Annotated in this window: 18 protein-coding genes and 2 pseudogenes; 9 read left to right on the top strand and 11 right to left on the bottom strand. The window is 71.8% G+C overall.

Going from position 1 to position 25,323, the window contains the following annotated elements; translation table 11 throughout:
• Positions 1-271: 271 nt before the first annotated feature.
• On the bottom strand, positions 272-1,675 hold the full coding sequence (locus ACEXOX_RS39665; protein ID WP_406525562.1) for a tetratricopeptide repeat protein: 1,404 nt from the start codon (positions 1,673-1,675) through the stop codon (positions 272-274).
• A 1,058-nt stretch (positions 1,676-2,733) separates the two neighbouring features.
• Between ACEXOX_RS39665 and ACEXOX_RS39660 the strand changes: the two are divergent.
• Positions 2,734-2,814: pseudogene (locus ACEXOX_RS39660) on the top strand (hypothetical protein); the annotation flags it as partial.
• A gap of 102 nt (positions 2,815-2,916) precedes the next feature.
• Positions 2,917-3,861 (top strand): hypothetical protein, encoded by a 945-nt coding sequence (locus ACEXOX_RS39655; RefSeq protein WP_406526707.1) that lies wholly within the window; start codon positions 2,917-2,919, stop codon positions 3,859-3,861.
• A gap of 65 nt (positions 3,862-3,926) precedes the next feature.
• Here the strand turns inward: ACEXOX_RS39655 and ACEXOX_RS39650 are convergent, their stop codons facing one another.
• The 3 genes from ACEXOX_RS39650 to ACEXOX_RS39640 form a co-directional block, all read right to left on the bottom strand.
• Complete coding sequence (locus ACEXOX_RS39650; protein ID WP_406525561.1) at positions 3,927-4,685, bottom strand: lysophospholipid acyltransferase family protein; 759 nt, start codon at positions 4,683-4,685, stop codon at positions 3,927-3,929.
• 179 nt (positions 4,686-4,864) lie between these two features.
• Positions 4,865-5,977: an isoaspartyl peptidase/L-asparaginase family protein gene (locus tag ACEXOX_RS39645; RefSeq protein WP_406525560.1), complete on the bottom strand. Its 1,113-nt coding sequence runs from the start codon at positions 5,975-5,977 to the stop codon at positions 4,865-4,867.
• Positions 5,978-6,104: 127 nt separating this feature from the next.
• Positions 6,105-8,177: a phosphocholine-specific phospholipase C gene (locus ACEXOX_RS39640; RefSeq protein WP_406525559.1), complete on the bottom strand. Its 2,073-nt coding sequence runs from the start codon at positions 8,175-8,177 to the stop codon at positions 6,105-6,107.
• A gap of 500 nt (positions 8,178-8,677) precedes the next feature.
• Here ACEXOX_RS39640 and ACEXOX_RS39635 point away from each other — a divergent pair, with 500 nt between their 5' ends.
• The 5 genes from ACEXOX_RS39635 (at position 8,678) to ACEXOX_RS39615 (ending at position 14,333) form a co-directional block, all read left to right on the top strand.
• The gene (locus ACEXOX_RS39635; RefSeq protein WP_406525558.1) at positions 8,678-9,634 is read left to right on the top strand and encodes a hypothetical protein; all 957 of its coding nucleotides are present in this window, start codon (positions 8,678-8,680) and stop codon (positions 9,632-9,634) included.
• Positions 9,635-9,987: 353 nt separating this feature from the next.
• Positions 9,988-11,439 carry an amino acid permease gene (locus tag ACEXOX_RS39630; protein ID WP_406526623.1) on the top strand — a complete coding sequence of 484 codons (1,452 nt, stop codon included), beginning with the start codon at positions 9,988-9,990 and terminating at the stop codon, positions 11,437-11,439.
• Positions 11,440-11,505: 66 nt separating this feature from the next.
• Positions 11,506-12,453 (top strand): GNAT family N-acetyltransferase, encoded by a 948-nt coding sequence (locus ACEXOX_RS39625; protein WP_406525557.1) that lies wholly within the window; start codon positions 11,506-11,508, stop codon positions 12,451-12,453.
• 173 nt (positions 12,454-12,626) lie between these two features.
• Entirely contained in the window at positions 12,627-13,496 is an 870-nt protein-coding gene (locus ACEXOX_RS39620; protein ID WP_406525556.1) for a sigma-70 family RNA polymerase sigma factor, read from the top strand.
• Between the two features lie 57 nt (positions 13,497-13,553).
• The gene (locus tag ACEXOX_RS39615) at positions 13,554-14,333 is read left to right on the top strand and encodes a GNAT family N-acetyltransferase (protein WP_406525555.1); all 780 of its coding nucleotides are present in this window, start codon (positions 13,554-13,556) and stop codon (positions 14,331-14,333) included.
• 42 nt (positions 14,334-14,375) lie between these two features.
• Here ACEXOX_RS39615 and ACEXOX_RS39610 read toward each other — a convergent pair whose 3' ends face one another.
• Positions 14,376-15,494, bottom strand: a complete 1,119-nt coding sequence (locus ACEXOX_RS39610; RefSeq protein ID WP_406526622.1) for a prephenate dehydrogenase — start codon at positions 15,492-15,494, stop codon at positions 14,376-14,378.
• Between the two features lie 172 nt (positions 15,495-15,666).
• Positions 15,667-16,668: pseudogene (locus ACEXOX_RS39605) on the bottom strand (PLP-dependent aminotransferase family protein); the annotation flags it as partial.
• Positions 16,669-17,285: 617 nt separating this feature from the next.
• On the opposite strand from ACEXOX_RS39605, the gene hppD reads away from it, so the two are divergent.
• On the top strand, positions 17,286-18,392 hold the full coding sequence (hppD, locus tag ACEXOX_RS39600) for a 4-hydroxyphenylpyruvate dioxygenase (protein ID WP_406525554.1): 1,107 nt from the start codon (positions 17,286-17,288) through the stop codon (positions 18,390-18,392).
• A complete protein-coding gene (locus tag ACEXOX_RS39595) occupies positions 18,382-19,560 on the top strand; it encodes an alpha-hydroxy acid oxidase (RefSeq protein ID WP_406525553.1) in 1,179 nt (392 codons plus the stop codon). Before hppD ends, ACEXOX_RS39595 begins: the two co-directional genes overlap by 11 nt.
• Positions 19,561-19,674: 114 nt before the next feature.
• On the opposite strand, the gene ACEXOX_RS39590 is transcribed toward ACEXOX_RS39595, so the two are convergent.
• The 5 genes from ACEXOX_RS39590 to ACEXOX_RS39570 form a co-directional block, all read right to left on the bottom strand.
• A complete protein-coding gene (locus tag ACEXOX_RS39590; protein ID WP_406525552.1) occupies positions 19,675-19,890 on the bottom strand; it encodes a ferredoxin in 216 nt (71 codons plus the stop codon).
• Between the two features lie 58 nt (positions 19,891-19,948).
• Positions 19,949-21,163 carry a cytochrome P450 gene (locus ACEXOX_RS39585; protein ID WP_406525551.1) on the bottom strand — a complete coding sequence of 405 codons (1,215 nt, stop codon included), beginning with the start codon at positions 21,161-21,163 and terminating at the stop codon, positions 19,949-19,951.
• Between the two features lie 8 nt (positions 21,164-21,171).
• Complete coding sequence (locus tag ACEXOX_RS39580; RefSeq protein ID WP_406525550.1) at positions 21,172-22,362, bottom strand: cytochrome P450; 1,191 nt, start codon at positions 22,360-22,362, stop codon at positions 21,172-21,174.
• A 25-nt stretch (positions 22,363-22,387) separates the two neighbouring features.
• Positions 22,388-23,905: a tryptophan 7-halogenase gene (locus tag ACEXOX_RS39575; protein ID WP_406525549.1), complete on the bottom strand. Its 1,518-nt coding sequence runs from the start codon at positions 23,903-23,905 to the stop codon at positions 22,388-22,390.
• 65 nt (positions 23,906-23,970) lie between these two features.
• On the bottom strand, positions 23,971-25,257 hold the full coding sequence (locus ACEXOX_RS39570; protein ID WP_406525548.1) for a cation:proton antiporter: 1,287 nt from the start codon (positions 25,255-25,257) through the stop codon (positions 23,971-23,973).
• Between the last annotated feature and the right edge of the window lie 66 nt (positions 25,258-25,323).

The following is a 25,323-nucleotide window of genomic DNA, read 5'->3' as shown; positions in this document are numbered from 1 at the left end:
GGGTGCGGTCCACGCGGTTCGCCCGGACCGCACCCGGACGGGTCAAGGATGACCGGTCCGGGGGCATCGGGCCAGCAGGAAATTGATCAAGAACGTCCGGGGGCTCAGGGCGTTTCTGATGGATCTCCGTGGAGCACACTGAGCGGCGTTCGGTGCGTGCTCTCGGTGAGCGGTGTGAAGGGGCATGTGGCGGAGTCACCTGTCCCTTTGCACCGTGCGGCGAGAGTGGGTGCCGGGCGTCGCGATGCCGCGGAGATCCGTCAGAAGCGCCCTAATCCTCCGCCCGGCGCGCCAGCGCGGCGGCCCCCGGCGCCGCCTGTTCGGCGGCCCGGGCCCGGGCCGCGGCCGCCTTGGCCGTGTCGCCGAGCTGATCGGCGAGGCGCGCCTGGGCCAGCCAGTTGTACGGGCAGACCGGGCGCAGGCTGATGCGCTCGCTGAGCAGGGTGCGGGCCGTGTCGTCGCGTCCGGCGCGGAGCGCGGCCTCCAGCAGCGTCTTCTGTACGGCGTCCCGCTGGGCGTGGCTGCCGCCGAAGGTGTTCAGGCGGTGCCGTACGGGGGCGAGGAGGTCGACGGCCTGCCCGTACCTGCCCTGTCCGTAGGCGATCAGGGCGCGGCAGACGGGCAGGCCGATACCGGCGGTCATGGTGACGTTGGACAGTCCGGGCCGGGCGCGGACGAGCCAGGCCGCCCGCTCCTCGACGAGGCGTTCGGCGTCGGCGAGGCGGTCGGCGCCGACGTACGCCATGACGGCGTGCACGTCGTTGAAGGCGTAGTACGGCGGGTCCTGGCGGGCCGCCCAGGCGTCGGCGAGGCGGTTCCAGCGGGGGCCGGTGCCGCGGCCGGCCAGCAGGAACCGCCACAGGAGGGCGGAGGCGTCCAGGAGTTCCATCGCCAGGCCCGGCGACTCCTCGTGGTGCAGCACGGCGTCGTAGATCTCCAACGCCCGGTCCGGGTCGCCGGATTCGAGGGCGTAGAGGCAGTAGTGCCACCAGTTGTGCACGTTCAGGTAGTTGCCGGAGGCCCAGTCCTCCGTACGGGCGTCCAGGAAGCGGATGCCCTGGGCGAACCGGCCCTGCATCTCGTAGGTGTGCGCGACCGCGTGGATGCCCCACACGTCGCGGGGGTTGTGCTGGACGGCGGCCAGGCCGGCTTCCTCGGAGCGGAGGTAGTGGCCCGTCTCCTCCAGGCCGAAGGCGTACATGCCGAGGAGGTGGCCGTAGTGCGGGTCGTCCTCGGGCCAGGCGGTGAGCGCGCCGCCGATCCGGTCGCGCAGGTGGACGGCGTCCCCGGTGAGGAAGTCGATCTGGTGGCCGACGGCGAGCGCGAGCACGTCGCGGGGGAAGGCGACGCTCAGCTCGCCGAGTACGTGCCCGGCGCGGTGGATGTCGCCGTTCAGCCAGGAGGTGGCGGCGGCGAGGTGCATCCGTTCGCGGTCCGTCGGCCGCCCGGCGCGTACACAGTCCGTGAAGCGGGTGAACGCCGTCTTGGCCGCGGCGGCGTCCTTCTCCTCCGTGCCCAGCAGGCCGAGGTAGGCCGCGAGGACGTTGCCCATGACGGACTTCGGTGCGGCCTGGAGGGCCGCCTGGGACGCGGTGGCGACCGCCCCGCGGAAGAAGAGCAGTTCGCCCAGCGCGTCCTCGTAGTGGGACACGGCTTCCGCACTGGTCTGCGTCATCACGTGACCGTGCCGGTCGTGGACCGTTCGCGGCATCATCGGCTCCTCACGGCACTCTGGCGTCACTGAGTCCCCCGCCTTACCTTGTCGGGGGTAGGAATTCTGTTCGATCACCGGTCATGTCCTGGACTTGAGATCACAGACAAGAGGTGCGCCTTGTTCCTTCCCCACAGACCGGCCCGCCCATACCGCGGCAGCGCCGGCAGACTGGGTGTTCTGGCCCTTCTCCTCGGAGTCCTGGCCGCCGTCGCCGCCGGCCCCGCCCGGGCGGCCCCCGAGGCCGCGCCCGCGGTCCGGCCCCCGCTCGTCCGGCCCGTCGACCCGCAGAACTGGCGCAATCCCGACGACATGACGTGGACCGAATACCGCTCGGTCCCCGGCACGAACTGGGCGGACCCCGCCCTGAAGCCCACCAAGCGCATGTTCAAGGGCGCACTCGTGCTGCTGGACTACCCGGACGAGGAGTTCAGCGTCAGCAGGCCCGCCGGCTCGTCCGTCTTCGGCAACCCGCAGCCCAGCGCCCACGACATCCCCCGCGCGAAGGTGCCCGCGTTCTACCGGGACTTCCTGAACAAGCCGGGCCAGCTCAACCACGGTCACACCATCAACGAGTACTGGATGGAGGACTCCGGCGGCCGGCTCGGCGTCGAGCTGACGTCGTTCGGCGTCTACCGGATGCCGTTCAAGTCCTACCAGTACGGCATCGAGCCCGGCATGAACCCCGGCGCCTGCCCCGTCGGCGACAGCTGCGGCAAGAACATCCGCACCGACGGCAAGGCCGCCTGGGCCGCCGACGTGGGCGACGCGGAGACCAAGAAGTACGACTTCATCTTCTACCTGACCGCGGGCCAGGACGAGTCGGCCGCCTGGCAGGAGTTCGGGCAGATGAAGTTCTCCTCCCCGAGGACGTCCCGGCCGCCTGGGGACCGCCCTCCCCGATCCAGGGCGGCGGCAACGCCGCCCGCACCCGGTACGTGCCGTGGACCTCCTGGAAGGCCGCCGCCCGCATCTGGCCCAACGCCGAGACGGGCTCCTCCACCCAGGCCGAGAGCTCCGGCATGGCCGTGTACGCCCACGAGTTCAGCCACATCCTGGGCATCGCGGACAACTACAACAACCCGTACGGCACCCCGGTGCGCCGCGCCTACACCGGCATCTGGAGCATGCTCTCGCGCGGCTCCTTCAACGGCCCCGGCGGCCCGCACACCCGCTGGCAGATACCGGCGGCCAACGGCGCCTCGATGGGCTCGCAGCACGTCCTGCGCGACAAGCTCAAGCTCGGCATCGTGGACGAGAAGAACGTGCTGCGCCTGGACCGGGACGCGCTGAAGACGTCCGGCGTCGCGGTCGCCAAGGTCACCGCGCGCTCCGCGCCGCCCGGCCCCAAGGGCCTGTCCGGCGTCAACATCACCATGGGCCGGGACCTGGAGCCGGCCTGTTCCACCACGACCGACCCGCTGTGCGACGGCGGCGGCTACGACAACTACACCGTCGAGGTCGTCGACCGGATGGGCATGGACTCCTTCACCCCGGACAACGGGGTGCTGCTGTCCAAGACCAAGAACGAGGACCGGGCCCCGTTCGCGTGGGTGATCGACGCCCACCCGGAAGACATCGGCATGGTCGACTTCCGGCGCCCCGACGGCACCCCGCAGATGATCACCATGGGTGACTACCGGCAGCTCAGCGACGCGCTGTTCCACGCGGGCGCGGACTCCGGCAGCGCGTACGAGTACGTGGACCGGGCCAACCGGCTGCACTTCTATGTGCTGGACATCCAGCGGGACAAGAAGGGCGTGCTGAGCTACACCGTCGCCGTCCGGTCCCTGGACGGCGCGGGCCCGCAGCGCCGCGGCGCGAAGCTGCGGCACGGCACGGCGTACGGCAGCCCCGCCAAGGGCCGGGCGGTGTGCGCCTTCCCGCTGACCAACACCGGCCGCCCGGGCAGCGGGGGCGCGCACCTGGACTCCGACGTGTACCGGCTCTCGGCCGCCGCCACCGGTCGCGGCTGGTCCGCCTGGCTGCCGAACCGGATCGCCACCGCGAAGGCCGGCAGCACGGTGAGTGTCCCGGTCGCCGTCACCGCCAAGCCGGACGCTTCCCGGCACGGCCGGGTCGTCCTGAAGGCCCGCTCCGAGAGCGACCCCCGCAAGTCCGTCCAAGCCACCTGCACACTCGGCCGCTGACCTGGCGTACGGGCCGTGCCGCTCACTCCTGGTGAGCGGCACGGAGGCCGGCCGGTTGCGCACCGTCAACTGGCGCGGCCGAGCGGAACGGCGGGCCGCGGCGCGTCCCCGGCCACCGTTCCGGACCGGGAGCCGGTTGCGGTTCCGGACGCGGCCCGTGCCTTGGCCTCCGCCGCGTACGTGTCCACGTACTCCTGCTCGGACAGCTTCAGCAGCGCGTACATGATCTCGTCCGTGACGGCCCGCAGCACCAGCCGCTGGTCGGCCATCCCGGCGTACCGGGAGAAGTCCAGCGGCTCCCCGAAGCGGATGACGATCGGGACGACCCGCGGCAGCCGGCGCCCGGCCGGCTGGGCCTCGAACGTCCCGATCATCGCGCACGGGATCACCGGCGCGCCCGTACGCAGCGCCATCTCCGCCACGCCGGTCTTCCCCTTGTACATCCGGCCGTCGTGCGAGCGCGTGCCCTCCGGGTAGATCCCGAGCAGCTCGCCGCCGCGCAGCACCCGTACGCCTTCCTCCACGGCTGCCTGGCCCGCGCTGCGGCCGGAGCGGTCCACCGGGATCTGCCCGCAGGCGCGGAAGAAGGCCGCCGTCAGCCGGCCTTTGACGCCGCGTCCGGTGAAGTACTCCTGCTTGCACAGGAAGGTGATCCGGCGCTTGACCGTGGCCGGCATCAGGAAGCTGTCGCAGAAGGAGAGGTGGTTCCCGGCGATGATGGCGGCGCCCGAGGCGGGCAGGTTCTCCCGTCCCTCGACGCGGGGGCGGAACAGGCACCGCAGCAGCGGCACCATGACGATGGATTTGAACAAGTAATAGAACATGTAACTGATCCCCTCCCCAGAGTGATCCCCCCGCGTCGGGGGACGGTAGTGCCGCTCCGGTTCCGGAGGGAGAGGGCCTATTGAGCCATCGTCAGGACGGCGGGAGGAGCGAGCGGATCACGCCACCCGGTGTGCACCAGGCCACCGGGGCCGGGCTCACCGGTTCGCCGGGGCCGGGCTCACTCGTTCGCCGGTGTCTCGTCCGCGAAGACCTTGGTGACGACGTGTCCGCCCTCGGTCAGATAGCCGTGCAGCATCCCCTCGCTGCTGTGCGGGGCGTCGAAGACCCCCTGGGCGTTCAGCGCGATCACGCCGCCTGTGCCGCCCAGTCGCGGCAGCCGCTTCACCAGCACCTCGTACGCGGCACCGGCCAGGTCCCGCCCGCCGAACTCGATCAGGTTCGAGATCGTGCCGGTGGCGGCGCCCCGGAGGAACACCTCGCCCGCGCCCGTGGCGCTGGCCGCGACCGTGCCGTTCTTGGCGTACGTGCCCGCGCCGACGACGGGCGAGTCGCCGACCCGGCCGGCCATCTTGTTCGTCAGCCCGCCGGTGGAGGTCGCCGCCGCCAGGTCCCGCTTCCCGTCCACGGCCACCGCGCCGACCGTGCCCTGGGTCAGGGTCTCGCCGGAGCCCTTCAGCCGGCCCTTGGCCTTCATCAGCTCCTGCCAGCGCTTCTCGGTCCAGTAGTAGTCCTGGGTCACGGTCGGCAGGCCGTTGCGGGCCGCGAAATCGTCGGCGCCCTCGCCCGCCAGCAGTACGTGCTTGGTCTTCTCCATCACCAGCCGCGCCGCGGAGACGGGATTGCGTACGTTGCGCACCCCGGCCACGGCCCCCGCCGCCAGGTCGGAGCCGCGCATGACGGACGCGTCCAGCTCGTGGCCCGCGTCCTCGGTGAACACCGCGCCCTTGCCCGCGTTGAACAAGGGGTTGTCCTCCAGCCTGCGGACCGCGGCCTCGACCGCCGCCACACTGCTGCCGCCCTCGCGCAGCACCTTCTGGCCGGCGCGCAACGCCTCGGTCAGACCGTCGCGGTACGCCTCCTCCTGGGCGGGGGTGGTGTCCTCGCGCTTCAGGGCGGTGCCCGCGCCGCCGTGGACGGCGATGACGACATGCCGGGCATCCGGCCGCGGCTTGCCCCCGGCGGTCTGTGCCGCGCGCGCCGCGACGGGCTCGGCCGCTCCTGGCTGATCTGCGGAGACCGCGCTGCTGCCGGGCACCACCGCCAGCAGCGCGGCCAAGGACAGCGCTCCCGCGCCCACGCACGTCATACGGACTGCCGAGTTCCTGGCCATGGGCTCTCTCCCTCGAACGGGTGATCAGGCGTCGGCACGATATCGCGCGCCTGCCGGGCGGAAGCCGCCATGATCCGGCCAGCGCGTACGGCCGCCCCCTACGGCATACAGGGGGCGGCTGTACGGATCACACCGTGTGGATCCCGGGGTCGCTCACCCCGGCCGCGCCGTTCTCCACATGGCCCGCGAACCGGCGCAGATACGTGTGGTCCGCGTCGCATACCACACTGACGTCGTACCAGCGCTTGCCCGCCCGCAGGTCCACGGTGTGGGTCACCCGCTGCCCCGGGCGCACGGTGAACGTGCCGGAGGCAGCGCCGTACGCGTCGGTGAGCTTCAGAGTGCGGGCGCCGTCGCCCGCGTTGGTCAGGACCAGGTCGAGATTGCCGGTGGCCCTGTTGTGCCGCGCGGTCACCTCGGGGCCCGCCGTCCTGCCCGGCCCCCGGAACGTCCGCAGAAAGCCGTTCGGGCCGAACACCGAGAGGTCGTACGTGCCCTTCGAGTAGGCCGTGTTCCAGCTGTCGGAGTCGGCCTTGCCGCGCTCGGTGGTGTACGTCCAGGGGCCGTCGCCGCGGTTCGGCGCCGTGACGTAGAAGTGCGCCCCGGCCGCGTCGCCGCCGCTGAAGGTCAGGCGGTACTTTCCGGCCGCGGTGTCGGCGGCGCCGTCCACGTACGGCGCGTAAGGCAGCGGCCGGGTGGGACGGGTGCCGCGCTCCTGCTTGGGCAGACTGCCGGCGGTCGGCGGCGCGGGGTGGAAGTCGGCAGGCTTCGGGTGGATCGGCGTGTAGCCGCCGGTGCCCGGCAGCGCGCCCGGCCTGCCCGTACGACTGAAGTCGAAGGCCGAGGTCAGATCGCCGCAGACGGCGCGCCGCCACTTCGAGATGTGCGGCTCGGTGACCCCGAAGCGGCGCTCCATGAAGCGGATGACCGAGGTGTGGTCGAAGGTCTCGGAGCAGACGTACCCGCCGGTGCTCCAAGGGGAGACGACGAGCATCGGCACCCGCTGGCCGAGTCCGTACGCTCCGGCCGGGAAGCCCGCGCCGCCGGGGTAGAGCTCCAGTTCGGTGGAGACGGTGGACCGGCCCTGGGCGGCGTCGGCCGGCGGGTACGGCGGGACGACGTGGTCGAAGAAGCCGTCGTTCTCGTCGTAGGTGAGGAACAGCGCGGTCCTGGCCCAGACCTTCGGGTCGGAGGTCAGCACGTCCAGTACCTGGGAGATGTACCAGGCCCCATAGTTGGCGGGCCAGCTCGGGTGCTCGGTGTACGCCTCGGGACAGGCGATCCAGGAGACCTTCGGCAGCCGGCCGTTCTTGACGTCCGCCCGCAGGTCGTCGAGGAGCTTGCCGCCGCCCTTCACGTTGGAGCCGCGCCGGGCCTTCTCGTAGAGCGGGTCGCCGGGCTTCGCGTCGCGGAAGCTGTTGAAGTACAGCAGGGAGTTGTCCCCGTAGTTGCCCCGGTACGGGTCCTTGATCCAGCCCCAGCCGCCCGCCGCGTCCAGGCCGTCGCCGATGTCCTGGTAGATCTTCCAGGAGACGCCCTCCGCCTCCAGCCGCTCGGGGTACGTCGTCCAGCTGTAGCCCTTTTCGGCGTTGTCCAGGACCGGGCCGCTGGGGTCGCCGGGGCCCTTGCCGTCGTTGCCCGTGTACCCGGTCCACAGGTAGTAGCGGTTCGGGTCGGTGGAGCCGATGAACGAGCAGTGATAGGCGTCGCAGACGGTGAACGTGTCGGCCAGCGCGAAGTGGAACGGGATGTCCTTGCGGGCAAGGTGCGCCATCGTGGTGGACGTCTTGGCCGGGACCCACTGGTCGTAGCGGCCGTCGTTGAACGCCCGGTGGCTGCCCTTCCAGTCGTGGTTGAGGTCTTCGATGAAGGTCAGCCCGAGGTTGTCGTCCGCGACCCGGGGCCGGAACGGCAGTACTTCCTTGCCCTTGCCGTCGGACTGGTGCCACACCGGCTTGCCGCTGGGCAGCGTCACCGGCCGCGGGTCGCCGAAGCCCCGTACCCCGCGCAGCGTTCCGAAGTAATGGTCGAAAGAGCGATTTTCCTGCATCAGGACGACGATGTGCTCGACGTCCTCGATGGAGCCGGTGCGGCGGTCGGCGGGGATCGCGGCGGCACGGGCGATGCTCTGTGACAGCGCGGAGAACGCGGCGGCCCCGCCGGTGAGTTGCAGGAACCGCCGCCGGTCGAGTTCTGGCATGGCTGAAATGCCCCCTTGGGCTGGGAGGGTACGGGCGCGACTGGAGTGTTCCAAGAGGAGCGAGGCCGTGGGAAGACGTCGTGACGCCCGGGTAAAGAGCCGCGGGACGAGGCGTGAACAGGCGACGGACCGCCCGTCGGCACCGCCACGCCGGGCATACGGTGCACCGGCTCCGCCCCGCCCCGCCAGAAGCGGGGCGTTGGCGACGTGCCGGGCCGAACCCCCGCCGGACGGCACTCTCCACTGCTTTGGCATATGCCAATTGCATACCGCGCATTTCCCGCCGTCGCACGATCGACCGATTTCGCCGCCAATGTCGCGCACGCCGCCGATGCGGAATCAGGTAATTCCGATCACCAGTTTCGAACTCAGTTGCTGCTGAGTAGGGTGTGGCACTGCCGGTGGAACTGGGGGAACAGTGCGTACCGGTTGATTTCGGCGTGGCTGAAAATGTGCTGGTGTCCGACCTCACCGGCAGAACGGCAGGAGCGGCAGGGGACATGACCGCTGGGTTATTCGAAGGGCAGTACATGTGGCATCCGGCAGCCGATGATCTCCCGCTCGCGCGGGCCTGCGTGGACATCCGGGCAGGCCGCTACTTCGGCGCGCGCGAGATCCTGCGGGAGGCACGCGGCGATCACGGCGTACGCGCCCACCGCTCCCTGGTACTGGCCTCCGAAGCGGCCGACTCGGACCTGGCGGAGCGCTGGCTGGCCGAGGAACCCGGCCGGGAAGCTGCCCTGCTGTGGGCGCGCGTCGCGGTCCTGCGGGCCGTCCGCGCGGCCGACGGCGGCGACAGCCGGGCCGAAGCCCTCGGCCGGATCGCGGTGGCCGCCTGCGACCGGGCCGCCGAGACGGCCCCCGACGACCCCACACCGTGGTCGGCCAAACTGACCCTGGCCCGCCTCCAGCAGCCCCGTGACCCTGCCCCGCAAGGGCTGCTCACCGCGCCGCCCGGTCCCTGGACGCTCTTCTCCCACATCCTGCGGCTCGACCCCTGGAACCGCGAGGGCCACCACCGGTTCCTGTCGTTCTTCTTCCCGCGCCACGGGGGCGAGGCGAACGCGTCCTGGGACGTCGCCGCGTTCCTCAGCCAGCGGGCACCGGCCTCCTCACCGCTGCGCCTGCTGCCGCTGGTGGCCCTGGTGGACGGCTACAACGCCGATTCGCTCCTCGCGGAACGCACCTGGGAACAGCCGCAGTGGAAGGCCACGGCCCTGAGCGTCTACCGCAACTGGCTGCCGCACGTCGCCGGTTACCGCTTCACCCCCGTGCTGGACCTGGCCTACCTGGCGCACGCGCTGCACATGGCGCAGTGCGCCTTCGAGGCGCGGGCGGTGTTCACCGCCATGGGCCCGTACGCCTCCCGTATGCCGTGGAGCGCCTTCGGCGACCCCGAGGAGCAGTTGAACAAGGCGAGACGCGCGTGCGGTCTCCCGGTGCCCGATGCTTCCTGACGCTCCCGGCGGTTCTGGGCAAGGCGCCGCGCGCCCGCCCCCGGAACCGCCGTCCCATGTCCCCGGACCGGAACCCACCACCCACCGCGCCCGCGCCCCGTCCCCGGCCGCCCGGCCCCCGGTCCCCTGATCCCCCGCTCCCCATGTCCCGCCCGGCCTGCCGGACACGGCCCCCTTGCCCCGGCACGCCCCGAAGACAGGTGCGACACCGCGTATCGGCGCTCCGCGCCGATGTCTTCCTGTCCCCCACCAGAAAGGTTGCGGCTGTGTCCGATTCCGTGTCCCCCGCCCGCACCAGAAGCCACCGCGCCGCGGATCCCGTCACGCTCGACGACGACGCGACGCTGCACGCCATGGGCTATCCGCGGAAACTGACCCGGCGGTTCCGCGCGTTCGACAATTTCGCGATCTCTTTCACCATCATCAACATCCTTTCCGGGATCTTCTCCTCCTTCGGGTTCGGGATGAACGCCGGCGGGCCGGTGATCCTGGTCTTCGGCTGGATAGCCGTCGCCGCCATGGTGCTGTTCGTCGGCGCCTCGATGGCGGAGATCGCCTCCGCCTACCCGACCAGCGGCGCGCTGTACTTCTCGGCCGGGAAACTGGCCAAGCGGCACCGGGGCGCCTGGTCCTGGTACACGGGCTGGCTGAACTTCGTCGGCCAGGTCGGCGGCACGGCCGCCACCGGCTACGCGGCGGCCACCTTCATCCAGGCCTTCATCGCCATGCAGTGGCCGTCCTACGAGGCCACTCCGCAGCGGGCGGTCCTGATCACCGCGGCGATCCTGTTCGTCCAGGCGCTCGCCAACACCTTTACGGTGCAGCTGGTCGCGGTGCTGAACCGGATCTCCGTGTGGTGGCTGCTGATCGGTCTGGTGGTCATCGTCACCGCGCTCATCGCGCTGCCCTCGCACCACCAGTCCCCGTCGTTCGTGACGCACTTCGTCAACAACACCGGGTTCACCAACGGCCTGTACGGCGCGATGCTCGGCCTGCTCGTCACCAGCTGGACCTTCACCGGGTTCGACGGCAGCTTCCACATGTCCGAGGAGACGGTGCAGGCCACCGTCAACGCGCCCAAGGGCATCATGCGGGCCATCGGCTACTCCGCGGTCGCCGGCCTGGTCCTGATGCTCGCCCTGGTCTTCGCGATCCGCGACTACGCGGGCGCGGCGGGCGCCGAGGCACCGCCGGTGCAGATCCTCATCGACGCGCTGGGCACCGGCACCGCCAAGTTCCTGCTGCTGATCGTGATCGGCGCGATGCTCTTCTGCGGTCTGGCCAACATGACCAGCAACACCCGGCAGATCTTCGCCTTCTCGCGGGACGGCGCGATGCCCGGGTCCCGGTGGTGGCACTCGGTCTCCGCGCGCACCCGTACCCCCGTCAAGGCGGTCTGGCTGGCCGCGGCCTGCTCCCTGGTCCTGGTCATTCCCGGCTGGTGGTCGCACACCGCGTTCACCGCCGTCGTCAGCGTCAACGTCGTCGGGCTCTTCCTGGCCTACGCGGTGCCGATCTTCCTGCGGCTGCGGCTGGACACGTTCCAGCCCGGTCCGTGGAACCTGGGGCGGTACGGCAAGCTGGTCGCGGCCGTCGCGGTGACCTGGATCGTGATCAGCAGTGTGCTGTTCATGCTGCCGCAGGCCTCGCCGATCACCGCGGAATCGTTCAACTACGCGCCGATCGCGCTGGGCGCGGTCCTCGTCATCGCTACCGTGTGGTGGTTCGCCACCGCCCGGCGGCGCTTCCAGGGCCCGGTCAGCTACGGTCGGCCCGACGAAGTCGCCGCCATGGACCTCATCTGACGTTCCGCCACCGCCCCGCCGCCCCGCACGGCGGCGGGGCCCGACAGCCAAGGACACCCACCAGGTATGACCTCTCCCGGCGAGATCCCGCACCAGAACGCCACCACCGGCACCACGGCCGGCGCCGCCCCCGGCACCACGACCCTCGCCGCGGCTGCGGGCACCCCGGCCGGTGAGTTCACCGTCCGCCCCGCCACCCTTGAGGAGTGGCGCGACGTGGCACGGTGGGCCGCCGACGAAGGCTGGAACCCGGGCCACCGCGACACCGACTGCTTCCACGCCACCGACCCGGACGGCTTCTTCATAGGCCTTCTGGACGGGCAGCTCGTCTCGTCGGTGTCCGTCGTCAACTACTCAGCGGAGTACGCCTTCCTCGGCTACTACCTGGTGCACCCGGACCACCGCGGCACCGGGCTGGGCCTGGCCACCTGGCAGGCCGCGGTGCCGCACGCCGGGAACCGGACCATCGGCCTGGACGCGGTCCCGGCGCAGGAGGCCACGTACCGGCGCTCCGGCTTCACCACCGCGTACCGCACCACCCGCTACCGCGGACGCCCCGTCCGCCCCGGGACCCCCGCGGCGCCGGTCGTCCCGGTGACGCCTGAACATTTCGACGCCCTCGCCGCGTACGACCAGCAGTGCTTCCCGGCCGACCGGCGGGCGTTCCTCTCCCGGTGGCTCACCACCGAAGGCCACCACGCGTACGCGCGGCTGCGGGACGGGAAGATCGCGGGGTACGGCGTGCTCCGGCCGGCCCGCGACGGGTACCGCCTGGGTCCGCTCTTCGCCGACACGTCCCAGGGCGCCGAAGCCCTCTTCGACGCGCTGACGTCGCACGTGGGCCCGGACGACACCGTCCACGTCGACATCCCCGACCCGCACCACGGCGCGGGCTCCCTGGCCCTTTCCCGGGGCCTGGCCCCGGACTCCCACACGATGCGCATGTACACGGGGCCGGTGGCGCCGGTGCGGGCGGAGCAGTGCTATGCGGTGACGAGCCTGGAACTGGGCTGAGCTGAAACGTTCCCCCTCCCCCGCCCCCGACGAAGACCCCCGTCGGGGGCGGCGCGCACGCGCCACCGGCCGTCCTCGAACCCCCGTACGAAGCACCGGCGTTCACGCAACGTCAGTACCCTCACCCGAGAAAGGTGATGTTGTGCGGTACGCATGGGGCACAGGAGGCTTCGATGGGCGGCGGGGAGGCGGAGGGCGAGGACGCGGCGGCGTTCTCCCGGCTGGGGGCACGGTACCGGGCGGAGTTACAGGTGCACTGCTACCGGATGCTGGGCTCGTTCGAGGAGTCCGGCACGCTGGTGACGGAAACGCTGCTGCGGGCCTGGCGCGAGCGGGAGACCTTCGCCGGGCACCCGACGTTCCGCACCTGGCTGTACCGCATCGCCACCCAAGCGTGCCTGGACCACTCGGCCGCCCGCCCTCGTACCCGTACCCCCGCGACAGTGCAGCCGTGCCCCGACACGCTGCTGGATCAGGTACTCGCCCAGGAGCCGGCTTCGGATGAGGTGGTGGCCGGGCCCACGATCGGGCTGGCCTTCGTGGCAGCGCTCCAGTCGCTGCCGCCGCGCCAGCGGGCCGTCCTCGTTCTGCGGGACGTACTGGGCTGGTCCGCGCACGAGACGGCCGCGACGCTAGGGGGCAGTGTGGCGGCGGTGAACAGTGCGCTGCAACGGGCTCGCCCGAGGGTGCGGAGCCAGGTACCCGCGCGATCGGCGGGCTCCGGCGCAGGCGCTGTGCTCCGGCATTACGTGGCGGCGCTGGAGAGCCGGGACGATAATGCGCTTGCCGCCGTACTGGCAGAGGGGGCAGGCTCTGCCCGGCTCACCTTGCCCCCGGACCTTCGCACCGTACCCACCTGGATGAACCGGCAGCCCGCTGTCGCGCTCTACGCCCGGGGACCCGGCGAGCCCCGGGGTCCGGGCGAGCCGACCCACCGTGCCCACGCCCTCGAAGTGCTGCGCGTCGAGGACGGACGGATCGTGGAGGTCACTGTTTTCGGCCCCGGCCTCTTCGTCGTCCTGGGCCTGCCCGCCGTCCTGTGAGCCCTGAGAACCCTGTGGGCCCTAGGAGACCCATGAGACCTGTGAGGACATCACCACATGAAGAGAAGTGAGATCACCGGTCTGCTGACGCGACTGGACGAGGAGCGCCGGGCTTCCGGTACGGCCGCCCCGGACGGGACGACCGTGCGCGAGACCGCTCCGGACGGCTCGGAGTGCCGGATCGTGTACGCGCGCTGTACGGAGGAGGACGCCGACCTGGTGATCCGCGCGGAGACGGCCCGTGCCGACGCGCTCGGCTGCACGCTGGAGTGGAAGCTGTACGGCCATGACGCCCCGGCCGGTATGGGGGACCGTCTGCGTGCGGCCGGGTTCGAGCCGGACGACACGGAAAAGGTCCTGCTGCTGCCGGTCAGCGAGGCGACGGCGGCGGCGTTCCGGTCACCGGCGTACGAGATCCGCCGCGTCCAGGACGCCCAAGGTCTGGACGATGTAGCCGAGATCTCCCGGGACTCGGGGCGCCGCAACGTCGCCGAGGAGCGTCGGCAGCTGGAGCTGAGCCTGCGGGACGCGCCCGAGGAGATGAGCGTCCACGTCGCGTACGTGGACGGTGTACCGGCGGCCTGCGGACGGGTGTACTACCGGCCGGGCGGCGCCTTCGCCGAACTGGCCGGCGGGCGGACGCGCCCGGCGTACCGGAAGCGGGGGCTGTTCACCGCGCTGGTGGCCGCCCGGCTGCGGGAGGCGGCTGCCCGCGGCCGTACCCACGCGTGTGTGGACGCGCTCCCCACGTCCGAACCGACGCTGGTCAAGCGCGGGTTCACCGAGGTGACGACGACCCAGCCCTTCGTGTACGAGCCCGCGGCACCCGTCGGTTAGGCGGAGGCGGGCCGCCGGCGTTCTCCCACGGGCCGGTCCGGCTCACGCGACGTGCGCCGGGTGCCCGTCGGCATCGGTGCCGGCATCCCAGCCCTCGGCGGTGACGCGGGCCAGCAAGGGGCCGGAAACGGCGGCGGGTACGGCGAGCCGGACCGTCAGGTCCCCGCGCACCCCGTCGGCGGGGCGCACCTGCGCGTCCTCGGGGCCGACCCCCAGCTCGGCGGTGACGGCCAGCAGCCGGGACAGTTCGCCGGGGCGGTCGGCGATCCGGACGTGTACGGACGCGGTGCGCGCCGGACGGCCCGGGAGCCCCGTGGGGATCTCGCCGAGCCCGGTGATCCCCCGGTCGAGGAGGTCGACGACCGCCGCCAGGCTGTGCTCGCTGCGCCGGTCGGCCGGTCCGGCCAGGTCGCGCAGGGCGGTGAGGAGTTCGGCGAGGTCTGCCTGGAGGTCGGTGAGGACACCGGCGACGGCACCGGCGTTGGCCTGGAGGATGTCGCTCCAGAGCCGGGAGTCACCGCCGGCGATCCGGGTCACGTCCCGGAGACCCTGGCCCGCGAGCCGCGCGGCCTGCGGCGGTCCGTCGCCGAGCCGGGCCGCCATCAGGCTGGACACCACGTGCGGCACGTGGGACGTGAGCGCCACCGCCTCGTCGTGCGCCTTGCTCTGCATCACCAGCGGTACGGCTCCACAGAGTCCGATCAGGGAGAGCGCGCGGTCGAGGGCGGTGCGGGAGGTGAGCCGGGACGGGGTGAGCACCCAGACGCGGTCCTGGAAGAGGTCGACGCGGGCCGCGAGGGGGCCGGAGCGTTCGCGGCCGGCCAGCGGGTGGCCGCCGATGTAGCGGGTCGGGTCGGGTGCCCTGGCCAGGACCGCCCGTTCCGGCTCGTACTTGACGCTGGCCACGTCGGTGTACGTACGGGCCAGTCCGCGTGCCTGCTGCTGGGCGAGGACGGTGGCGACGAGGCTGGGCGGTACGGCGATCACCGCGAGGTCCACCGGTTCGGGCGGCGGCCCCGCCAGCCCGGCGCCCAGCGCGGCAGCGGTCCGTACGGCGGACGGGTCGCTGTCCTGGAGGTACACCCGGACGCCCTGGCGGGCCGCCGCGAGGGCGAGTGAGGTGCCGATCAGTCCGGTGCCGACGACGGCGAGGGTACGGATCACCGGACACCGTCCGGGGGCGGGCCGGCCGGTGCGGCGGAGGGGTGGCGGCCCCGTCCGCCGCACCGGCCTCCTGGGCCGCCGCACCACCGTTGGCGCGGAGCCGGTCGGTGATGACCGCGGCGAGCCGGTCGAGGCCCTGTTCGATGCGTTCGGGGGTGAGGGTGCTGATGGACAGCCGGAGCTGGCGGCACTGCGCGGACGCGCCGTAGAAGTGGTGCATCGGGGTGAACAGCACGCCGTAGCGGCGGGCCGCGTGCTGGAGGAAGGCGTCGGTGACGGTGAACGGCACGCTGACGACGACGAAGAAGCCGCCGGTCGGCTCGTTCCAGGTGACGCCGGGGCAGTCGGCGAAGCGCCGGGCCAGTCCGGCCAGCACCTGGCTGAGGTTGCGCCGGTAGACCTCCGTCTCCCGGCGGTTGGCCTCGACCATGCTGCACCCGTGCCGGAGCAGCTTGCCGCCGATGACCGCCTGGGCGATCGGCGAGGTGTTGACGGTGAGCATGCTCTTGATCTTCGACAGTTCGTCGGCGAACAGCCGGTCGCCGCCGTCGCCGGTCACCCGCTGGTCGGCGACCACGAAACCGACCCGCGCCCCGGGGACCCCGGTCTTGGCGAACGAGCCCAGGTAGACGACCCGGCGGTTGCGGTCCAGGGACTTCAGTGTCGGCGGGCGTTCGGCGGACGTGTGGAAGACGCCGTACGCGTTGTCCTCCAGCAGCAGGAGGTTCTCGTTCTCGGCGATCTCCAGCAGCCGGTGCCGGTCGGCCAGTTCCATGCTGGCGCCCACCGGGTTGGAGAAGTCGGGCGTCACGTAGCAGGCCCGCACCCGCCGGCCCGCGGCCCGCGCGCGGCGCAGCTGGGTGAGCAGGTCGTCCAGGTCGATGCCGTGCTCCCCGGTGTGCACCGGCAGCACGGGCAGGTCGGCGAGGAGCGCGGCACCGGTCAGGCCGACGTAGGCGGGCCTGGGCGCGAGCACGGCGTCGCGGCTGCCGGCCCGCAGCGCGCGCAGGACGAGGAACATCGCCTCCTGGCAGCCGACCGTGACGACCACGGACCCGTCCACGGTCTCGATGCCCTCGTCCACGGCCAGGCACCGCGCGATGAGTCCGGCGATGATCCCTTTCGTCTCGCCGTACTGGTACAGGGTCCGCGCGATTTCCGCTTCCGTCATCCGGCGCTCGGCCCGCAAGTGATCGCAGAAGGTCTGGAGGTATTCATGCACCTGGGCTGCGTCATAAAAGCCTTCGTACGGCCGCCCCGCCGCGAAAGAGATCGCTTCCGGATACTCGTCGGCGATCTGATTCAGAAGATTCATGGACTCCATCGAGGCATCGGCCAGCGACGCGTGCAGCGTCGCGGCATTCAACTCGGCGACAATTTCCGGTTGCGTGATTTCCATGGCTGCCTTCTGTCAGTCAGGAAGGGGTACGGCGCGCGCGTCCGCGGCCCGCGCCGGGCCCTCAGCATCCCCCAGGGCCGGATCGACAGCAATGGTTCTCCCGCGCGCGTACGGGGTCAAGGTGATACCGCGCACCGCGCCGACGGCCGTCCTGCCGTAATTCTTGACAGGTGCGACAGCCGTAGCGCCGGTGTAATGTCGGGCATCACTGAAATGGTTCGCCTTCCGCTGTCCGGCGGCAGTGGCGGACCCGCGAAGAGGTCCATGGATTGGACCGGGCCGGACCGGTCGGTCATCGGCGCGGTCGTGCGGCAGGTAATCCGTCCACTCCGGCAGGTGAGCCGGTTCGACGCACCGCGTCCAGATCATTCCTTCAAACGGGGACTCTCATGACAGTTTCGAAAACCACAGCGGCCACGGCTGCTGTCAGCCCGGTCAGCGATCTCGCGATCGACTACGTCGAGATGTACGTGGAAGACCTGGACGCGGCGGCGTTCGCCTGGGTCGACCGGTACGCGTTCACCGTCGTCGGCACCGGCGGCTCCGGCGATCACCGCAGCATCGCCCTGCGGCACGGCACGATCACCCTGGTGCTCACCATGGCGACCTCCGACCGGCACCCGGCGTCGGTGTACGTCCTGGCGCACGGTGAGGGCGTCGCGGACATCGCGCTGCGCACCGCCGACGTCGAGGGCGCGTTCGCGCGCGCGGTGGCCAACGGGGCCCAGCCGCTGCGCGAGCCGGCCCGGCACGAGCCCGGCGGCGGCGTCACGGCCACCGTCAGCGGCTTCGGCGACGTGGTGCACACGCTGGTGCAGCGCGCCCCGGGCGAGGGCCCCGGGCTGCCGGCCGGCTTCGTGCCGACGCTCAAGTCCCGGCAGCCGGTGCCCAGCGAGGTGGGGCTGCTCGAACTGGACCACATCGCGGTGTGCCTGAACAACGGCGACCTCGACGCGACCGTCGCGTACTACCAGCGGGCGCTCGGCTTCCAGGAGATCTTCGAGGAGCACATCGTCGTGGGCGCGCAGGCGATGGACTCCAAGGTCGTCCAGAGCCCCACCGGCCGGGTCACCCTGACCCTCATCGAGCCGGACACCACAGCGGCCCCGGGGCAGATCGACGACTTCCTCAAGAGCCACCACGGGGCGGGGGTCCAGCATCTCGCGTTCTCCTGTGACGACGCCGTGCACGCGGTGCGCACCCTCGGCGGCCGCGGCGTGGAGTTCCTCAGCTCCCCCGCCACGTACTACGACCTGCTGGGCGAGCGGATCGCGCTCAGCGACCACAGCCTGGACGACCTGCGGTCGACCGGTCTGCTGGCGGACCAGGACCACGGCGGGCAGCTGTTCCAGATCTTCACCGCCTCCTCCCACCCGCGGCGCACGATCTTCTACGAGATCATCGAGCGGCAGGGCGCCGAGACGTTCGGCAGCTCCAACATCAAGGCGCTGTACGAGGCCGTGGAGCTGGAGAAGAAGGGCCAGCGTGTCCTGTGAGGACCCGGCGCCCGGCGACGCGGCGGCGGACACGCTCCTGACCCTTGAGGACGTCGAGCGTGCCGCCGCCGCGGTGCTGCCTGCCGGGGTGCGGGACTTCGTGGCGGGCGGCAGCGGGCGCGAGCGCACGCTCGCCGCCAACCGGGAGGCGTTCGACCGGGTCTTCGTGCGGCCGCGGGTGCTGCGGGACGTGTCGCGGTGCACGGCCGAGGCCGCGTTGCTGGGCCGTCCGGCGCGGATGCCGGTGGCGGTGGCGCCGGTGGCGTACCAGGCCCTGGTGCATCCCGACGGTGAACTGGCGGCGGCACGGGCGGCGAAGGCGGCGGGCGTGCCGTTCACGGTGAGCACGCTGAGCACCGTGCCGGTGGAGGAGATCACCGCGCTCGGTGGCCGGGTCTGGTTCCAGCTGTACTGGCTGCGCGCGCCCGGGCGGGCGCTGGAGCTGGCGCGGCGCGCGGAGAACGCCGGCTGCGAGGCGCTGATGCTGACCGTGGACGTCCCCTGGATGGGGCGGCGGCTGCGCGACGTACGCAACGAGTTCGCGCTGCCGAAGCGGGTGCGGGCGGTCCATCTCGACGGTGGCGGCGCCTCGGCCGCGCATCGGCGTGCCGCCGGGGCCTCGGCGGTGGCCGTGCACACCGGCCAGGAGTTCTCGTCGGCGCTGACCTGGGCGCAGGTGGCGGAGCTGCGGGCGCGGACCCGGCTTCCGCTGCTGCTCAAAGGAGTTCTGGCGGCGGAGGACGCGGTGCGTGCCGCGGAGTTCGGGGTGGATGCCGTCGTGGTGTCCAACCATGGAGGTCGGCAGTTGGACGGTGCCCTGCCGAGCATCGAGGCGCTGCCGGAGATCGCCGAGGCGGTCGGCGGGAGCTGCCAGGTGCTGCTGGACAGCGGCGTCCGCTCGGGTACGGACGTGCTCAAGGCACTGGCGCTGGGCGCGTCCGGGGTACTGGTCGGGCGTCCCCCGGTGTGGGGCCTGGCCGCGGCCGGGGAGGCGGGCGCGCACCGGGTGCTGGGCATACTGGCCGCCGAACTGTCCGACGCGCTGGGGCTGGCGGGCTGCGCCACGGTCGCGGACGCGCGGCGGCTGCGTACGGTGCGGACCGGGGCCGCGGCCGGGCCCTCCGGGGGCCGGGGCAGTCCCGTCCGGGTGGAGGCCGGTGGTCCATAGCGCCGGTGCACAGTGGCGACGCGAAAAGCTCCTGGCGGCCGGGGATTCCGGCCACCAGGAGCTCTTTTTCGTGGTGTTCTCCGGTGGCCCGCCGTGGCGCCGGGTCCGCTGGCGTTACGAGGCGTCGGTCTCCATCTCGTGCACCGCGATGGCGCCGGACGGGCAGCGCAGGGCCGCCGTCCGTACCTTCGCCTCCAGGTCCGCGGGCGGCACCGGGTCGGTGAGCAGCACCGTGCCGTCCTCCTCCGACTGGTCGAAGACCGCGGGCACCAGCAGCTTGCACATGCCGGAAGCGGCGCAGATCTCCGGGTCCACCCGTACCTCGACCATCGTGTTCTCCTCATCTCCGGGGTGTCCGGGCGCCGCGCGCCCTGGTGGTTCCCGGCCGTCACCAGGCGACCGGAAGGTGCTCCAGGCCGTAGGCGATGGAGTTCGTCTTGTGCGGCACCTCCGCGGCGGGTACGGCCAGCCGCAGGTCGGGGAAGCGCCGCCACAGCGCCAGGTAGGCGGTGCGCAGTTCCATCCGGCCGAGTGCGGCGCCGATGCAGTGGTGGATGCCGTGCCCGAAGGCGATGTGCGGCAGCGGGTCGCGGTTCACGTCGAACCGGTCGACGTCGGGGCCCAGCACCGGGTCGCGGTTGGCCATCGGGATCGAGCAGACGATCTCCTCCCCGGCCTTGACCAGCTGGCCGGCCACGACGACGTCCTCGACCGCGGTGCGCGGGGTCGGCGCGTGCGCGACGGACAGGAAGCGCAGCAGTTCGTCGACCACACGGTCCACGTTCTTCTCGGGGTCCGCCAGGAAGACGGCGAGCTGGTCCGGGTGTTCCAGGAGGGCCAGTACGCCGAGGCTGATCATGCCGGTGACGTTGTCGAGCCCGGCGAGCACCATCAGGCCGCAGATGCCGAGCAGTTCCTCGTCGTCGAAGTCGTCGCCGTGGTCGCGGATGAGCTGGCCGATGAACCCCTCGTCGGGGTCCGCGCGCTGCCGTTTGACCAGCGCGCGCAGATAGCCGGAGGTGTACGCCTGGGCCGCGGCCCGGTCCTTGCGGCTGCGGTCCTGCTCCAGCTGCCATCCATGCTTGACCAGGAACTCGCGCCGGTCGTCGCGGGGCACGCCGAGCAGTTCGCACAGGACGGCGCCGGAGATCGGGCCGGCGTACAGGTCGACCAGGTCGGCGGGCTGCCCGGCCCGTTCCACGGCGTCCAGGCAGCGTTCCGCGATCTGTTCGGTCACCGGCTTGAGCCGCTGGATGCGGCGCACCGTGAACTCCGGTGTGAGCATCTTGCGGAGCCGGGTGTGCTCGGGCTGGTCGTAGTCCATGAGGTGGCCGGACATCTCCTGCGGGCGGTGCTTGCTCCCGCCGCGGATGGCCTGGGCGCGGAACCGGCGCTGGTTGCTGAAGCGGACGTGGTCGCCCATCACCTGCCGGACCGCTTCGTAGCCCAGGGCCATCCAGATGGGCTCGGTCGCGGCTCCGGGCGCCGGGGCCACCTCTTCCTTGACGAGGGCGCCCTGGGCGCGCTGCTGACGGATGTCGTCCGACGGGCCGAAGCCCGCCCGTCGGGCGTGGTCGAACTGGTGCTGGGTCTCCTCCGGCATTGCGTCTCCTACCATTCGACGGGCAAGGATTCCAAGGCGTACTGGCGTGAACGGGCGGGCCGGAAGCGGACCTTCTCCGACGGCACCGCCAGCCGGAGGCCGGGGAAGCGGCGCAGCAGCGCCGGGAAGGCGATGCGCAGTTCCATCCTGGCCAGCGGGGCGCCGAGGCAGTGGTGGATGCCGTGCCCGAAGGCCATGTGCGGGGTCGGCTCCCGGGTGATGTCGAAGCGGTCCTCGGTCTGGCCGGCGGCCGGTACGCGGTTGGCGGCCAGCAGCGAACAGGCGACGCTCTCCCCGGCCTTGATGTGCTGGCCGCCGATGGTGACGTCTTCCAGCGCGGTGCGGGGAGAGGCGGTGTGGATGACGGTGAGGTAGCGGACCATCTCCTCCACGGCGCGGTCGGTCAGCTCGGGATTGTCGCGCCACAGGGCGAGCTGGTCCGGGTGCTCCAGCAGCAGCAGGGTGCCCAGGCCGATGATGCTGGCGACCTGTTCGAAGCCGGCGGCCATCACCGTCGCGCCGATGCCGGCCAGTTCCGCGTCGGAGATCGCCGAGCCCTGTTCGCGCACCAGGTTCCCGATCATGTCCTCGCCGGGGTTGCGGCGCCGCCGCTCGGCGAGCTGTCCCATGTACGCCCAGTACGCCTTGCCGGCGGCCAGCTGCTGTTCCTGGGTGCGGCCGACGTCGCGGGTGATGTCGAGGTAGCGCGCCAGTTCCGTCTGGTCGTCCCGGGGCACGCCGAGCAGCTCGCAGCTGACGAGCCCCGGGATCGGCCAGGCGAAGTACCGTACGAGGTCCGCCGGGCGCCCGATGCGCTCCATGGTGTCGAGGCAGTCCTCGACGACCTCCTCGACGCGGGGCTCCAGCCGGCGCATCCGCCGCACCGTGTACTCCGCGGTGAGCAGTTTGCGCAGCCGGGTGTGGTCGGGCGGGTCGTACTGGAGGAGGTTGCCCGCCTGCACCAGGTTCTGCGCGTCCTCCTCGCTGTCGGCGGGCGGCCGGGTGCTGAACCTTTCGGTGTCGGAGAGCACCGCCCGTACCTCGGCGTGCCCGGTGGCCACCCAGCCGAGCTGGCGGGAGGGGCCGATGGTCACGTCGGTCTCGACCAGGGGCGTCTCCCTGGCCATCTCGACGAGTTCGGGCACCGGGTCGAAGCGGTCCCGCCGGTAGTGGGCGGGAATCTCGGGTGTCTCGGGCATCCGCTGATCCTTTCCTTCCTCGGGGTCAGCCGCTGCTGGCGGGGAGCCAGAACATGCCGTCGGGGGACGAGACGAGTCCGCCGGGGACGAGGGGGGCCTCCGGTTCGGCGTCGGCGCCCAGCAGGGCCCGCATCTGGACCTGCGAGCCCTCGCGGGTCACCTGGCTGACCACGGCGGACTTGAAGAGCGGCAGCATGCTGCCGTCCTCGCTGTGCGCCAGCTGGTCCACGGCGCCCGCGAACTCCGCCGAGCCGGCGTGCAGCCGTTCCGCCATCGCGTCGGCGTCGGAGAGCGCCGCCTCCCCCGACGAGACGCCGCCGACCAGGTCGACGAACGCCTCCATCTCGGAGCGGTCGTGGTGGGTGACCTTCTTCGCCTCCCAGAAGTAGGACTGCTCACTGTGGTGCATCTCGTAGAACGAGAGCAGGAACTCGTAGAAGACGCTGTACTCGCGCCGGTAGCGCGCCTCGAACTCGCGGATCGCCACCGTCTCGTCGACCAGGCCGGCCAGCGCGCTGTTGATGCTGCGGGCGGCCAGCAGGCCGCTGTAGGTCGCCAGGTGGACGCCCGAGGAGAACACCGGGTCGACGAAGCACGCCGCGTCGCCCACCAGGAGCATGCCGGGGCGGGCGAACGTCGTCTGGTGGTACGAGTAGTCCTTGCGGACGCGCAGTTGGCCGTACTGGCCGTCGGTGACGCGTGTGGCGCCGGAGAGGTACTCCGATATCAGGGGGCACTCGGCTATCAGTGCCGAGAGCGCGCTCTCCCGGTCGCCCTGGATCTTGTCCGCCATCTCGCGCCGTACCACCGCGCCCACGCTGGTCAGGGTGGGGCTGAGCGGGATGTACCAGAACCAGCCGCTGTCGAAGGCGACCGAGAGGATGTTGCCGGAGTTCGGCTCGGGCAGCCGCTTGCCGCCCTCGAAGTAGCCGAACAGGGCGAGGCTGCGGAAGAACTCCGAGTATTTCCGTTCGCCGCCCACCCGCTGGAACAGCCGGCTCTTGTTGCCCGAGGCGTCCACCACGTACGTCCCGTACGCCGCGTGCTCCGTCCCGTCGGCGTCGGTGTAGCGCACGCCCCGTACCCGCTCGGCGTCCGCGATCACGTCCGCGACGGCGCACCCCTCGCGCACCTCCGCGCCGCACCGGCCGGCGTGCCGCAGCAGGATCTCGTCGAACTTCGAGCGCTCGACCTGGTACGCGTACGAGGTCGGCCCGGCCATGCGTTCCGAGACGGAGAAGGAGAACGTCCACGGCTCAGGCGTCGCCCCCCAGCGGAAGGTCCCGCCCCGCTTGCGCGTGAAGCCCGCCGCCGCCAGCTCGTCCGCGACCCCCGTCAGCCGGCACACCCCGTGCACCGTCGACGGCAGCAGCGACTCGCCGATCTGGTAGCGGGGGAAGAACTCCTTCTCCAGCACCAGCACCCGGTGGCCCTGCCGCGCCACCAGCGCGGCCAGCGTCGAGCCGGCCGGCCCGCCGCCGACGACCACCACGTCGTACGTCTGTGAGCGAGCGGAGTTCCCTGCGTTCACCGAATTCGCCACGACCCTCTCCCCCATTCTCGGGCGGAATGTTTCTGTGCGTTTGCGCGCAGATTCCGATCCGCCTGCTATTCGATTGTTAATTTTCTCTGAGAAGTCGTCAAGGAAGATGATTTGACACCGGGTTCCGGTGTGCCGGGCCGGCCGATCAGGGACAGCAGCGGTCCGGTCATGAAGGTGGTGATCAGCGCCATGAGCACCAGGACGGTGAAGAGTTCGGGGCCGATGACGCCGGATTCCAGTGCCACGTTCAAAACGATCAATTCGGTGAGACCCCGGGTGTTGACCAGGGCAGCCACCAGGGCCGCCCGGCGCGGATCGAGCCGGCTCAGCCGGGCCGCGGTGTAGGCCGGGACGAGTTTGCCGACGGTGGCGACGGCCACGATCAGCGCGAGCAGCAGCCCGGAGTCGCCGTCCAGCGAGCCGATGTTGAACGACAGGCCGGTGGTGACGAAGAACAGTGGCAGCAGCAGGCCGGCGCTCTGCTCCATCGGGCGCAGCACGTCCGCGTCCGGTACGCCGTCGCGGCGGGGCATGGCCAGGCCGGCCAGCAGCCCGCCGAAGACCGGGTGCAGGCCCAGTGACGCGGTGACCCAGGCGCTGCCCAGGGCGAGCGCCAGCGCGATGGTGACCTGGTGGGCCGGCAGCGCCCTGGAGCGCCGCAGCCACCAGCCGAGCACCGGGCGCACCACCAGGAACAGGCCGGCCACGAACACCGCGAGCAGCAGCAGGGTCACGGCCCAGGGCGGGCCCGGCGCGTGGCCGGTGCCGACGAGGGCGGCGGCCAGCACCAGCCACGCTGCCACGTCCATGAACCCGGCGGCGGCGACCGCCACCGTTCCGGCGGACGTGCCCGCCAGTCCGCGCTCGCGGACGATGGCGACCAGGACCGGCAGGGCGGTGACGGACGCGGCCACCGCCATGAAGAGCAGGAAGGAGCGGCCGCCCGCGTGCCGCGGGTCGACCGCCTCGTAGAGGCCGGGCAGCAGCTGCACCGTTCCGGCGCTCAGGCCGGCCGGCACGAGCAGTCCGAACAGTGCCACCGTCGCCGCCGCCCGGCCGCCCCTGCGCAGTTGGCGCGGGTCGATCTCGTAGCCCGCCACGAACATGAACAGCACGATGGCGACCTGGGACAGCACGGTCAGGAACGGCAGGACCTCCTGCGGGAACAGGTGATCCGTCAGGTTTCCGGGGAGCCGGCCCAGCAGGGTCGGCCCCAGGGCGATGCCCGCCGCGATCTGTCCGATGACGGCCGGCTGGCCGATCCGGCGGGCCGCGGCCCCCAGGAGCCAGGAGGCCAGGACGATCAGAGCGACATCGCCGATGACCACGGTGACCACGGTTTCCGTACGCACTTCCAAGCCCCTCCCCGCGGGGGCGGCCCGCGTCCGGACCGCCCCCTCCATGGCCGTACGAACGAG

It is taken from the genome of Streptomyces sp. Ac-502, assembly GCF_045222935.1.
Taxonomy (GTDB): Bacteria; Actinomycetota; Actinomycetes; order Streptomycetales; family Streptomycetaceae; genus Streptomyces; species Streptomyces monomycini.
This window is presented reverse-complemented; position numbering and strand designations above follow the sequence as displayed.